General features: G+C 61.3%; 10 protein-coding genes. 6 read left to right on the forward strand and 4 right to left on the reverse strand.

The genetic code is table 11. The annotated features are described in order from the left end of the window. Nucleotides 1–116 precede the first annotated feature (116 nt). Nucleotides 117–3047: a GGDEF domain-containing phosphodiesterase gene (locus tag HDC30_RS12820; protein ID WP_183783309.1), complete on the reverse strand. Its 2931-nt coding sequence runs from the start codon at nucleotides 3045–3047 to the stop codon at nucleotides 117–119. Between the two features lie 201 nt (nucleotides 3048–3248). Between HDC30_RS12820 and uvrD the strand changes: the two genes are divergently transcribed. The 4 genes from uvrD (at nucleotide 3249) to HDC30_RS12840 (ending at nucleotide 7611) form a co-directional block, all read left to right on the forward strand. Further along, entirely contained in the window at nucleotides 3249–5432 is a 2184-nt protein-coding gene (gene uvrD, locus HDC30_RS12825) for a DNA helicase II (protein ID WP_095137765.1), read from the forward strand. A gap of 141 nt (nucleotides 5433–5573) precedes the next feature. Beyond that, complete coding sequence (locus HDC30_RS12830) at nucleotides 5574–6014, forward strand: EamA family transporter (protein ID WP_027610340.1); 441 nt, start codon at nucleotides 5574–5576, stop codon at nucleotides 6012–6014. 176 nt (nucleotides 6015–6190) lie between these two features. Further along, entirely contained in the window at nucleotides 6191–7066 is an 876-nt protein-coding gene (locus HDC30_RS12835) for a Tim44 domain-containing protein (RefSeq protein ID WP_183783311.1), read from the forward strand. Nucleotides 7067–7203: 137 nt separating this feature from the next. Beyond that, nucleotides 7204–7611: an SMI1/KNR4 family protein gene (locus tag HDC30_RS12840; RefSeq protein ID WP_024164487.1), complete on the forward strand. Its 408-nt coding sequence runs from the start codon at nucleotides 7204–7206 to the stop codon at nucleotides 7609–7611. A gap of 21 nt (nucleotides 7612–7632) precedes the next feature. Here the strand turns inward: HDC30_RS12840 and HDC30_RS12845 are convergent, their stop codons facing one another. Next, entirely contained in the window at nucleotides 7633–9396 is a 1764-nt protein-coding gene (locus HDC30_RS12845; protein ID WP_183783313.1) for a cation:proton antiporter, read from the reverse strand. A 282-nt stretch (nucleotides 9397–9678) separates the two neighbouring features. On the opposite strand from HDC30_RS12845, the gene HDC30_RS12850 reads away from it, so the two are divergent. Then, complete coding sequence (locus tag HDC30_RS12850) at nucleotides 9679–10161, forward strand: acyl-CoA thioesterase (RefSeq protein ID WP_003229693.1); 483 nt, start codon at nucleotides 9679–9681, stop codon at nucleotides 10159–10161. A gap of 135 nt (nucleotides 10162–10296) precedes the next feature. On the opposite strand, the gene pdxY is transcribed toward HDC30_RS12850, so the two are convergent. Then, nucleotides 10297–11169, reverse strand: coding sequence for a pyridoxal kinase PdxY (gene pdxY, locus HDC30_RS12855; protein WP_027610337.1), 873 nt, complete (start codon nucleotides 11167–11169; stop codon nucleotides 10297–10299). A 117-nt stretch (nucleotides 11170–11286) separates the two neighbouring features. Between pdxY and HDC30_RS12860 the strand changes: the two genes are divergently transcribed. Then, nucleotides 11287–11700, forward strand: a complete 414-nt coding sequence (locus HDC30_RS12860; RefSeq protein ID WP_025112628.1) for a DUF3301 domain-containing protein — start codon at nucleotides 11287–11289, stop codon at nucleotides 11698–11700. A 1-nt stretch (nucleotide 11701) separates the two neighbouring features. Here the strand turns inward: HDC30_RS12860 and HDC30_RS12865 are convergent, their stop codons facing one another. Then, nucleotides 11702–12673: a GTP-binding protein gene (locus tag HDC30_RS12865; RefSeq protein WP_183783315.1), complete on the reverse strand. Its 972-nt coding sequence runs from the start codon at nucleotides 12671–12673 to the stop codon at nucleotides 11702–11704. Nucleotides 12674–12680: the final 7 nt, after the last annotated feature.

Genomic DNA, 12680 nt, shown 5'->3' on the forward strand with positions numbered 1-12680 from the left:
CTTCTTATGGGCAAGGATGTAGCACGCTTGTAGTTATACTACATGAATTGGCTTTTTGCCTGCTCAATGCGTAACTCCATGTCCCCATATCAGGCGCGATGGAGTGAATGTAGCCCTTAAAGCGGATTTCCCTGTTCGCGCAAAAGCCCGGCCAGACGCTCAGCCTCCACCGGGCGACTGATCAGATACCCCTGCACTTCATCGCAGCGCTCAGCACGTAAAAATTCCAGCTGCTCTTGCCGCTCGACTCCTTCGGCCACCACTTTCAACGACAGTCCGTGAGCCATGGCGATGATCGCCCGGGTAATCGCCGCATCCTCACTGCCCTGCCCCAGCCCGCGAATGAATGCCTGATCGATCTTCACGTAATCCACCGGAATCCGTTTGAGGTAACTCAGCGACGAATAGCCGGTGCCGAAGTCATCGATCGCCAGCTTCACCCCCAGATCGCGCAGTTGCTGGAACGTCGCGATGATGTGTTCGACGCTGTCGAGCAGTTGACTCTCGGTGAGTTCGAGTTCGAGGTAGTGCGGCGCCAGCCCGGTTTCCTCCAGCACCTGGCGCACCAGACTGACCAGTTTGCCCTGACGTAGTTGATGCACCGACAAGTTCACCGAAACCCTAATCGGCTCCAGCCCCTGGCGCTGCCATTCGCACGCCTGCCAGCAGGCCTGGCGCAGCACAAATTCGCCGATCGGGCCGATCAGTCCGGTTTCCTCGGCCAAACCAATGAAGTCCCCCGGCGGCACCCGGCCCATGCCTGGATGATCCCAGCGCACCAGCGCTTCCGCCGCATTCAGGCGCCCGGTTTGCAGGCACAGCTTCGGCTGGTAGAACACCTTGAGCTGCTTGTCTTCGATGGCTTTGCGCAGCTGGTTTTCCAGTTGCAGGCGCTCAAGGGTGCTGGCCTGCAGGCTGTCGGTGTAGAACTGGAAATTGTTGCCGCCCAGATGCTTGGCGTGTTGCATGGCCATGTTCGACTGACTGACCAGCGCGGAGATTTCCCGGGCGTTGTCCGGCAGCATGCTGATGCCCATCGAGGCGCTGACCACCAGTTCATGCCCTTCGACCGTCAACGGCAGGCGCAGCTTGCTCGACAGCCGCGTAGCGACCCGCGCCAGGCTCGACAGGTTGCCGTAGGCATCGAACAGTACGGCAAACTCGTCACCGGACAGTCGGGCGATGGTGTCGGCCTCCGGCAACGCATTGACTAAGCGACGGGCCATTTTCTGCAGCAACTGATCCGCCACCTCATGGCCGAGGCTGTCGTTGAGCAATTTGAAGCGATCCAGATTGATGTGCAGCAGCGCCAGACTGCGGCGCCCGCCCTGACGCACGCGCTGATGGGCTTCGTGCAGGCGCTCGCGGAACAGCGAGCGGTTGGCCAGCCCGGTCAGTTCATCGTAGTGCGTCAGGAAGCGCATGCGCTCCTCGGATTCGCGCCGCGCCGACAGATCGGCGAAGAAGCCGACGATATGGCTGACATTTCCCCGACTGTCGCGCACCGCGTTGAGTTGCAGCCACTGCGGGTACAGCTCGCCGTTCTTGCGGGTTTCCACCAATTCACCCTGCCAACTGCCGTGCTGCTCCAGCGCGTGGCGGATTGCAACGTAATGACGACGGGCATCACGACTGCACGGCAGCTCGACGACATTGCGCCCGAGCATGTCTTCAATGTCATAACCGGTGACGCGGCTGAACGCCTGATTGATCGCGATCAAGGCGTAGTTCGGATCAAGAATGACGATGCCTTCGCTGGCCGCTTCGAATACCGTGGCCGCCAGTCGCTGCTGTTCTTCGAGGCTTTTGCTCGCGCTGATGTCGCGCCGGGTGCCGACCATGCGGATCACCCGCCCACTGTCACTACGCTCCACGGCGCGGCCGCGATCCTCGATCCACACCCAATGGCCGTCGCCGTGACGCACGCGATATTCGATCTGATAGTCCTCGGTGCGGCCCTTCAGGTGTTCGATCAGCGCCTGCTTGAGCCCTGGCACATCCTCCGGGTGCAGGCGTGGCTTGAGGTCACGCAGGATCGCCGTGACGTATTCAGGCGCGAGGCCGAACAGCTCCTGAATCTGCGTGTGGTGGACTTCGTCGGTTTGCAGGTTCCAGTCCCACAGCCCCAGTTCACTGGCCTTCAACGCCAGGGCCAGACGGGCTTCGCTTTTGCTCAACGCCTGATTGGCCACGTCCAGTTCACGGCTGCGCTGGGCCACGCGATCTTCCAGCTCGATCTGCGCTTCACGCAATTGGCCCTCGGCACAGCGCCGCTGTTCGATCTCCTTGGCCAGCGCCTGATTGAGCTGCTCGCTGCGGTTCTGCGCTTGCTGCAGGTGTTCGATCAGGTGCTGATTCTGAAACCGTCGCAGCAAGCCACGATCAATCAGCCGATTGACCTGCCAGGCGACCACGCTCAGCGAACCGAGCAGAATCAGCCCGAGCCAGCCCCAACCGCGCGCCTGCTCATCTCCGCCCCAGAACAGGTAGCCGATCGCCGGCAACAGGCACGGCAAGGTAAAAGACAGAAACGCCGGCAGGCTGACGGCGTAGGCAACGCTGGCCGATAACGTCGCGGCACCGATCAGGCCGAACACCCAGGCTTGCTGCATGAAGTTGTCGGCGGGCACCAGGGCGATGCCGGCACCGGCCAGGGTCAGACCGGTCATGGTCGAGCCGAGCAGGAACATGCGGAACCAGATCGGCTGGGCCTGGCGGTCAGGGATCGCCGAATCGAACGCCGCGACCTGAATCACCCGCAGCGCCACCAGCGACAACAACCAGACCAGCCAGATGCTGACCACGAAATAGCGCTGCGGGCTCCAGAGCAAAGCGGCGCAGACCAGACCATTGAGTAACATGAACATCGTCGGCAGCAGCGAGCCCTGATACAGCAGGCGCGTGCGTTCGACCGCCATTTCGACGGCGTAATGCTTGCGGATGACCCGGGGTTCCACAGAGGGGCCCGACAGGTCTGAGCTGAGGGTCTTGTGCAATGTTGTTGTTCTTATAAGAGTGAGCATGGGCCCGAAACGTGGACGGAGCATACACAAGCCAACCCCGTTGCCAAACTGCTCCAGATCATAATTTGCCGGAAACTTTCCGCCGTCCGATCACTGGCAAAACCCGCAGAGTGAGGCGGGCCGAAGCCTGTAGCCAGTGACCGACCGGTCGTCATTGGCGGCACTTTCATCGGCTAATGCAAAGCTCGGTTTGCCCGGGCCTGCGGCGCACCCTAGAATGCCCCGATGCGCGATGATCTCTCCCTTCTGCTGAACTCCCTCAACGATGCCCAACGCCAGGCCGTAGCAGCCCCCGTTGGCCGTCAGTTGGTCCTGGCCGGTGCCGGTTCCGGTAAAACCCGAGTGCTGGTGCACCGTATCGCCTGGTTGATCCAGGTCGAAAACGCCTCGCCCCACTCCATTCTGTCGGTGACCTTCACCAACAAGGCCGCTGCCGAGATGCGTCATCGCATCGAGCAGTTGCTGGGTATCAACCCGGCCGGCATGTGGGTCGGCACCTTCCACGGCCTGGCGCACCGTTTGCTGCGGGCGCACTGGCAGGAAGCCGGTTTGAGCCAGACTTTCCAGATTCTCGACAGCGACGACCAGCAGCGGCTGGTCAAGCGGGTGATCCGCGAGCTGGGGCTCGACGAGCAACGCTGGCCGGCCCGGCAGGCCCAGTGGTTCATCAACGGGCAGAAAGACGAAGGTCTGCGTCCGCAACACATTCAGGCCAGCGGCGACTTGTACCTGGCGACCATGCGCGGCATTTACGAAGCTTACGAGGCGGCCTGCCAGCGCGCCGGCGTCATCGACTTCTCCGAACTGCTGCTGCGCGCCCTCGACCTGTGGCGCGATCACCCGGGTCTGCTGGCGCACTATCAGAAGCGCTTCCGCCACATCCTCGTCGACGAATTCCAGGACACCAACGCCGTGCAGTACGCCTGGTTGCGCCTGCTCGGCAAGGGCGGCGACAGCCTGATGGTGGTCGGCGACGACGACCAGTCGATCTACGGCTGGCGCGGGGCGAAAATCGAGAACATTCATCAGTACTCGTCCGACTTCCCGGATTCGGTGACCATTCGTCTGGAGCAGAACTACCGCTCCACCGCCGGCATCCTCAAGGCGGCCAACGCCCTGATCGCCAACAACACCGGACGTCTCGGCAAAGAGCTGTGGACCGACGGTGGCGATGGTGAAGCGATCAACCTGTACGCCGCGTTCAACGAACACGACGAAGCACGCTACGTTGTCGAAACCATCGAAAGCGCGCTGAAAACCGGCCTGGCTCGGAGCGATATCGCGATTCTCTACCGCTCCAACGCCCAATCGCGCGTTCTCGAAGAAGCCTTGCTGCGCGAACGCATTCCGTACCGCATCTATGGCGGCCAGCGCTTCTTCGAACGCGCGGAAATCAAGAACGCCATGGCCTACCTGCGTTTACTTGAAGGCCGTGGCAACGACGCCGCGCTGGAGCGGGTGATCAACGTCCCGGCCCGTGGCATTGGCGAGAAAACCGTCGAAGCGATCCGCGACCATGCACGTCACAGCGATGTGTCGATGTGGGAAGCGATGCGCCAACTGGTCGCCAATAAAGGCCTGACCGGTCGTGCAGCGGGTGCCTTGGGTGCGTTTATCGAGCTGATCGAAAACCTTGCCGCCAAGTGCATGGAGATGCCACTGCACTTGATGACGCAGACCGTCATCGAGCAATCGGGGCTGATCGCCTATCACGAAGCGGAAAAAGGCGAGAAAGGCCAGGCCCGGGTGGAAAACCTTGAGGAACTGGTCAGCGCCGCGCGCAACTTCGAAACCACCGAAGAAGACGAAGAGCTGACGCCACTGGCGGCATTCCTCGGCCACGCGTCGCTGGAAGCCGGCGACACTCAAGCCGACGAGCACGAAGACAGCATTCAGCTGATGACCCTGCACAGCGCCAAGGGCCTGGAATTCCCTTACGTGTTCCTGGTGGGCATGGAAGAAGGCCTGTTCCCGCACAAGATGAGCCTGGAAGAACCGGGGCGCCTTGAAGAAGAACGCCGCCTGGCCTATGTGGGCATCACCCGTGCCATGCAGAATCTGGTGATGACCTATGCTGAAACCCGGCGCCTGTACGGCAGCGAAACCTACAACAAGGTCTCGCGTTTCGTCCGTGAAGTGCCGAAGGGGCTGATTCAGGAAGTGCGCCTGTCGAACAGTGTCAGCCGACCGTTCGGCGGCAACCAGTCGATGAGCGGCAGCAACCTGTTCAGCGGTAGCGAGATCCCGGAAACCGGCTTCAGCCTCGGTCAGGCGGTACGACATTCGATCTTCGGCGACGGCGTGATCCTCAACTTCGAAGGTTCCGGCGCGCAGGCGCGGGTGCAGGTGAACTTCAGCGAAGGCAGCAAGTGGCTGATGCTGGGATACGCCAAGCTGGAAGCGATCTGACGCCGGTTTCGCTTTTCTGTGGGAGCGAGCCTGCTCGCGAATGACATCACCGTGGTTGATCTGATAAACCGCAGTGTGGCTTTCGCGAGCAGGCTCGCTCCCACAGGGGTCGGCGTTGGATGATCTAACAAGGATATTTCCATGGGCTCAGGCTTCTTCTCTTCCTGGACATTCTGGGCCCTGCTCTCGGCGACTTTCGCCGCGCTGACGGCGATCTTCGCCAAGATCGGCATCGAAAACGTCAATTCCGACTTCGCTACCCTGCTGCGCACCATCGTGGTCCTGGTCAGCCTGGCCTTGATTTTGTACGCGACGGGCCAATATCAGTCATTGGGATCAATTTCCGCCAAGAGCTACTTGTTCCTGCTGTTATCTGGCCTGGGTACCGGCGCATCGTGGCTGTGTTACTTCCGCGCGCTGAAAGTCGGCCCGGCTTCGCTGGTCGCGCCAGTCGACAAGCTCAGCGTGGTACTGGTGGCGGTGCTCGGCGTGATCCTGCTGGGCGAGAAACTCGACCTGCGCCAATGGGGCGGCATCGGCCTGATCACCGCCGGTGTGGTAATGCTGGCGTTGCGTCGATAAGCAGGTTTCCCGCTGAACCTATCCCATTTTCCTACAGACAAAAGTACATGGCCTTATTGCTTCGATGGAGCTGAACCTAAGCTGTCAGGCAAAAGCCCGAAACACTCTCTCGCTAGCCAGTAACACTTCAGCTGTGCAACATGGCGCGCGTGTCTCCACAAACGGGAATTCCCTTTATGAAACGTTTTCTTAGCATCGCCATGGCGTTGTGCATCGGCCTGACGATGAGCCTCGACGCCAACGCCAAGCGCTTTGGTGGTGGCAAAAGCGCCGGCGCTGCGCCGACGCACCAGACCAGCCAGATGGCTCCTTCTTCCCCAGGCATGGGCGGCGCAGCAGCGACCGCTGGTGCAGCCGGCGCTGCCGGTGCCGCGGCCAAGGCCGGTGGCGCTTCGAAATGGCTCGGCCCTCTGGCCGGTATCGCCGCCGGTGGCCTGCTGGCGTCCATGTTCATGGGCGGCGGCTTCCAGGGCATGCAGATCTTCGACATCCTGATCATGGCCGTGATCGCGTTCGCGATCTTCCGCTTCATCGCCGCGCGTCGACGCAAGCAGCAGGAGCACCTGGCTCCGGCCGGCGCGCCGATGCAGCGTGAAGTGTTCGAGCAGAAGCCTGCCGCCATGGGTTCGATCTTCGGTGGTTCGGCCGCGCCGGTTGCCGCTCGTCCGGTGATCAATGCGCCGGCGTGGTTCAACGAGCAGAACTTCCTTGCTGCCGCGCGCAGCCACTTCCAGTCGCTGCAGCAGCACTGGGACGCCAACGAAATGGACAAGATTGCTGAGTTCGTGACCCCGCAAATGCTCGACTTCCTCAAGCGTGAGCGTGCGGACCTGGGCGACGGCTTCCAGTCGACCTACATCGACAACCTGCAGGTACAGCTGGACGGCGTGGATGATCGTGCCGACAAGACCATCGCCACCCTGACCTTCAGCGGTGTGTCGAAGACCTCGCGTTTCGACCAGGGCGAAGTGTTCAGCGAAAGCTGGAACATGGAACGTCCACAGGGCGAAAACCAGCCTTGGCTGGTGGCCGGTATCCGCCAGAACGGCTGATCCCCATCGCGTTACGCATGTGGTAATAAAAACCCCGGCCTCGGCCGGGGTTTTCTATTTCACGGTTGCATCTATAGCGAGCTACTGTATAAACCGGCCCATATAAACCGCGCCATTCAAGCAAGAGGATCCCGGACGTGGAAGAAATCATCGAACAACTGCGCGAAGCCAACGAACCCGTACCGGTTCCCCTGGAGTTGCCCGACGAAGACCAATTGGTGGAGATCGAAGAAGAACTCTTCATCAACATCCCGTTCGTCTTCAAAGAGTTTCTGCTGACCGTCAGCGACGTGGTGTACGGCAGCCTCGAGCCGGTGACCGTCACCGACCCGCAATCACACACCTACCTGCCGGATGTCGCGGCCAACGCCTGGGACGCTGGCGTACCGCGCGACCTGATCCCGATCTGCCAGGACGGCGACAACTACTACTGCGTCGAAGAAGACGGCACCGTGGTGCTGTGGTCCGGCGAAGAAGAGCTGATCACCGAAGAGTCCTGGGAATCGGTGTGGCATTGGGCGCGGGATGTCTGGCTGGAGAGCTGATTCGCCAGACGCCCGGGTCGGTCAGTGCCCCGACGACTCCTTGTGGTTGTCGAGGGTTTCCAGCAGGGCCACCTGCATCCGCGTGTGCACGCGGATGAACCAGCGCCAGAGCAGCGCCGCCACGGCGGCCGCGACCACGGCGACCAGCACCAGCAACTTGTTGGTCGGCAGAATACTGGCCGACAAGGCTGCCAGCAGCAGGAAAATCACCAGCAGCGAGAGAATCGGGATCACTTCGGAGATCACCCGCCGCACTCGCTGCGTGTGCCGCCCGGCCATCTCCGGCTTCACGCCCATCTCCGCCAGCAGCATCGACAGCGCCTTGAGCTTGCGATACGCGGCGATCAGGAACGGCAGCGACAGCAGCGTTGCCCCGCCCCAGATCAATGCCTTCTGCCAGCTCGGATCAGCGATCCAGTCCTGCATCCACACTGACAGCCGCCCGGCAAAGAACGCACCGCTGAAGAAGATCGCGATCACCAGCGCCAGATTGACCCCGACCTGCAACAGGATCCGCCGGATCATCGCCGCCAGCATCGCGCCCTCGCCTTGCGGTTGAATGCTGCGCAGCCATTCGCCATACATGCCGAACACCCGGCCCAGACGCTTGGGCACCGCTGCCGAGAGCTTGATCGACAGCGGATCGGCCGCACGGATCAGATACGGCGTCAGCAGCGTGGTGATCACCGACACCGCCACCGCAACGGGATAAAGGAAGTTGCTGGTGACCTGCAGCGTCATCCCGAGCGCGGCGATGATGAAGGAAAATTCGCCAATCTGTGACAGCCCCATCCCCACACGCAGTGAGGTGCGTCCGTCATTGCCGGCGATAAACGCCCCGAGGCCGCAGGACAACATCTTGCCGAGCACCACCGCCACGGTAATGACTGCAATCGGCCACGCGTATTGCAGCAGGATCATAGGATCGAGCATCAGGCCGATGGCGACGAAGAAGATTGCACTGAACAGGTCGCGAACCGGCTCGATCAGCCGTTCGATCTTCAGCAGCTGCCGCGACTCGGCCATGATCGCGCCGATCAGGAAGGCGCCGAGCACCATGCTGTATTCAAGCTTGACCACCAGCAGGCAGAAACCGAAACACAGGCCAAGCACGGTGATCAGCAGCATCTCGTTGCTTTCGAATTTGGCGACATAAGCCAACAGACGCGGCACCAGCAAAATGCCGACCACCAGCGCAACGATCATGAACAGCGACAGCTTGCCGACCGTGGAGAACACTTCGCCGGAGCTGACCGTGCCGCTGACGGCGATACTCGACAGTAAGGCGATGATGCCGATGCCGAGGATGTCCTCGACGATCAGTACGCCGAAGATCAGTTGCGCAAAGCGCTCGTTCTTCATCTTCAGGTCGTTGAGCGCCTTGACGATGATGGTGGTTGAGGAGATGGCGAGGATTGCGCCGAGGAACAGCGAGTCCATGGTGTTCCAGTCGAACCAGCGACCGATCTCGTAGCCGATCCAGATCATCAGGACGATTTCGAGGAATGCCGCGATAAACGCCGTGGCGCCAACCTTGAACAACTTGCGCAGGCTGAATTCCAGCCCGAGGCAGAACATCAGGAAGATCACCCCCAGCTCGGCGAGGGTCTTGATGGTTTCTTCGTCGTGGATCAGGCCGAACGGCGGTGTGTGCGGGCCGATGATGAAACCGGCGACGATGTAACCGAGCACCACCGGCTGCTTGAGGCGGTGAAACAGCACGGTGACCACACCTGCGACCAACATGATCACTGCCAGGTCCTGAATAAAGCTGATGGCATGCATGGTGTGGGCTCCTTGTATGACGTGACCCGCCGTCAGACATCAGAAAGGTCTGAGCGAGTTGGGTAAAAATCCGCTTTTCGTGTAGGAATTGCCCTTGGGCAGGGCCTTTTGCAGGTTAACACCGCGACTTCCGGCTGGAAGGCGGTGCAATATAAGGAAACAGATCGGTCGCGGCGTGACGGCAGCCAGTCGTCTGGCGTCCCGATAACGGTGCTTTTGAAAAAGCCACCAGGCACCCGCAGAGGTGCGTCCAGCCATCCAGCCTTGATCCGTGAGAACGTTATGGAACCCGGAAACGCCCAACTGTCGATGACGGTATTGATGACCCCCGACATGGCCAACTTCTCTGGCAATGTCCACGGCGGTACCCTGCTCAAATACCTCGACGAAGTGGCCTACGCCTGTGCGAGCCGCTATGCCGGCCGCTACGTGGTGACGCTGTCGGTGGATCAGGTGATTTTCCGCGAGCCGATCCATGTCGGCGAACTGGTGACCTTCCTCGCGTCGGTCAACTACACCGGCAACACCTCGATGGAAGTCGGCATCAAAGTGGTGACCGAAAACATCCGCGAGCGCTCGGTGCGCCACACCAACAGCTGCTTCTTCACCATGGTCGCGGTGGATGACCAGCGCAAACCGGCCGCCGTGCCGCCTCTGCAACCGCAGAACAGCGAAGACAAGCGCCGCTACATGCAGGCGCAGCAGCGTCGGCAGATTCGGCAGGAGCTGGAAAAGCGTTATCAGGAGATCAAGGGCGACGCCTGATCAGCCCTTTGGAATGATGTCGCTTTACAGATCGCCTTCGCGAGCAAGCCCGCTCCCACATTGAATCGCAGTCCTCCCATGGGAATGCAGTCGAACGTGGGAGCGGGCTTGCTCGCGAATGGACGTAATGCGGTCTTACAGGCTGATCGCCGTCGCCTCGAACTTCACCCGCGGATGCGCAATCCGGTCCTGCGCTCGCACCAGTTGCAGCTCGTAACTGGCACACGCCTGGGTTTCCAGCAGCACCTCATGCACCGCCGCTGCGGTGAACTCAAACGCCGCCACCAGACTGTCGCCGAGCAGTACCCGCGCGAGGAACAGCCCAGACGTCAGATCGCCAACACCCACCGGCTGACGCGGAAACGCCAGCAGCGGACGACGCAGGTGCCAGCTTTCATCAGCGGTCACCAACAACATCTCGAAACCGTCCGCCGGCTTGCCCGGATAATCCAGATGCTTGACCAGCACCGCTTTCGGCCCACGTGCCAGCAACGCCCGAGCCATCGCCAGGCAATCGAACAGCGACTGCGGCTTGCGCCCGGAGAAGCTGTCCAGCTCCAGTTGGTTCGGGCACATGATGTCCGCCACGGCTGCTGCTTCTTCCAGCAGGAAATCGCTGACTTCGGCCGGCACACTGCAGCCCTTCTCCGGATGGCCCATCACCGGGTCGCACAGGTACAACGCCTTCGGATTGACCGATTTGATGCGCTCGACGCCACTGAGAATCGCCCGGCCCTGCGCCGCGCTGCCCAGATAACCGGAAAGCACGGCGTCGCAGTTGCCCAGCTCGCCAATGGCGGCAATGCCTTCGACCAGTTCGGGGATCTGGTGCGGCGCCAGCACTTCACCGGCCCACTGCCCGTACTGGGTGTGATTGGAAAACTGCACGGTGTTGAGCGGCCAGACATTCACCCCGACCCGCTGCATCGGAAACACGGCGGCGCTGTTGCCGGCGTGGCCGAAGACCACATGGGACTGAATGGCGAGCAGATGAGGCGTACGTTTCATTCGGGTTATTCCGTAAAACGATTGAAATTCAAGCCGCGCAGTATGCGACGAAACACAGCCTGTACGACAGACCGGCGACGCAGTTAAGCTGAGCTTATCTTTTGGAGTTTCCTGCTGATGCTGACCCTCGAAAACATCTTCGTGCTGATGCTGTTCGCCGCTGCCGGCGCATGGCTATGGCACAACCACGGCTTGCGCGAGCGGGCGCTGGAGCGGGTCAAGCAGCATTGCATCAACGTCGGCGTCGAACTGCTGGACGGTAACGTCGCGTTGAAAAAAATCGGTTTGATCAAGGATGCCAGCGGGCGGCGACGCCTGGCCCGGGTTTATAACTTCGAGTTCACCGTGACCGGTGAAACCCGGCACAACGGCACCATTACCCAGTTTGGCGCGCACAGCGCACAGATCGAACTGGCGCCCTACCCGGCGCCGTTCGACGATACGCCGCCGGTGGTCGAAGTTACCCGCCCACGGGCCGAAGTGATCGAACTGAGCCAGTGGCGGCAGGAACACAACAAGTGGAAGCCTTGAGCTAACCCGCCTGCACCCGGCATTGCGTCAGGCCTGACTGCAAAGCATCGATACGTTGTGCATCGGTAAAGATCAGCTCTATACGTGAATCCCGTCGCCACTCACTCGGTTGCCAATCCAGTTCGGCGTTATCCACGGCATTGGCCGACACCCAACCCCCGGCGCTGTGGATAACCAGTTTGGCCCGCCGCCAGTCCAGGCTCTGCAGCCATTGGCTCAGACGTTGCGTATCGAACGTCTGTCCAGGGTGCCAACGCCAGCCGATGCTCCAACCGCCCTCCTGTGCCTGACTCAGGCAGATCGGCGATGCCGGGTCGCTCCAGATCGCCGGAATCGGTCCCGATCCCTCGGGCACAACAAGGTTATCCACCGCAGCCCCCGCTTGCGCAGCCACACCCGGCAACTCGCTCAACGGCAGTTGCGCCTGCTGCGTCCAGATCATTTTGACTGCCGGCAAACGCTCGACGATGGTCTGCCGTGCAGCCTCATCCAGACTTTCTGCCTTGTTCAGCAACAGCAGGCCGGCGCTGGCCAAAGCCTCCTGCTGAGCGGTCGGCAAGGCTTTCCCGGCGGCCAGCGCCTGGGCATCCAGCACTAACACACAGGGCTGCAGCGCCAGTAAACCCAACCACGGCGCTTCGCTTAACTGCTTGAGCAACTGCGCCGGATGGCCCAGCCCGGACGGCTCGATGAACAGCCGATCCGGCCTGGCTTTGCGCAGCAAACGGCCGAGGCCGATTTGAAACGGCGCACCGTTCACGCAACAAAGGCACCCTCCGGCGACTTCGCCCAGTGCGATACCATCGGCGTCGCGGGTCAGCAACGCGGCATCGAGGCCGATCTGACCGAACTCGTTGATCAGCACCGCCCAGCGCTCGCCGTCCGGCCGTTGGGCCATGAGCTGGCGAATCAGGCTGGTCTTGCCGGCGCCCAAAGGGCCGGCGATGACATGGGTAGGAATGTTCTGCAACATGACTGGG

It is taken from the genome of Pseudomonas sp. JAI115 (assembly GCF_014200835.1).
Lineage (GTDB): Bacteria > Pseudomonadota > Gammaproteobacteria > Pseudomonadales > Pseudomonadaceae > Aquipseudomonas > Aquipseudomonas putida_A.

Excerpts from the sequence above, each read along its gene's own strand:
- HDC30_RS12820 (WP_183783309.1), bottom strand. The coding sequence starts at position 3,047 with ATGCTCCGTCCACGTTTCGGGCCCATGCTCACTCTTATAAGAACAACA.
- uvrD (WP_095137765.1), top strand. The coding sequence starts at position 3,249 with ATGCGCGATGATCTCTCCCTTCTGCTGAACTCCCTCAACGATGCCCAA.
- HDC30_RS12830 (WP_027610340.1), top strand. The coding sequence starts at position 5,574 with ATGGGCTCAGGCTTCTTCTCTTCCTGGACATTCTGGGCCCTGCTCTCG.
- HDC30_RS12835 (WP_183783311.1), top strand. The coding sequence starts at position 6,191 with ATGAAACGTTTTCTTAGCATCGCCATGGCGTTGTGCATCGGCCTGACG.
- HDC30_RS12845 (WP_183783313.1), bottom strand. The coding sequence starts at position 9,396 with ATGCATGCCATCAGCTTTATTCAGGACCTGGCAGTGATCATGTTGGTC.
- HDC30_RS12850 (WP_003229693.1), top strand. The coding sequence starts at position 9,679 with ATGGAACCCGGAAACGCCCAACTGTCGATGACGGTATTGATGACCCCC.
- pdxY (WP_027610337.1), bottom strand. The coding sequence starts at position 11,169 with ATGAAACGTACGCCTCATCTGCTCGCCATTCAGTCCCATGTGGTCTTC.
- HDC30_RS12860 (WP_025112628.1), top strand. The coding sequence starts at position 11,287 with ATGCTGACCCTCGAAAACATCTTCGTGCTGATGCTGTTCGCCGCTGCC.
- HDC30_RS12865 (WP_183783315.1), bottom strand. The coding sequence starts at position 12,673 with ATGTTGCAGAACATTCCTACCCATGTCATCGCCGGCCCTTTGGGCGCC.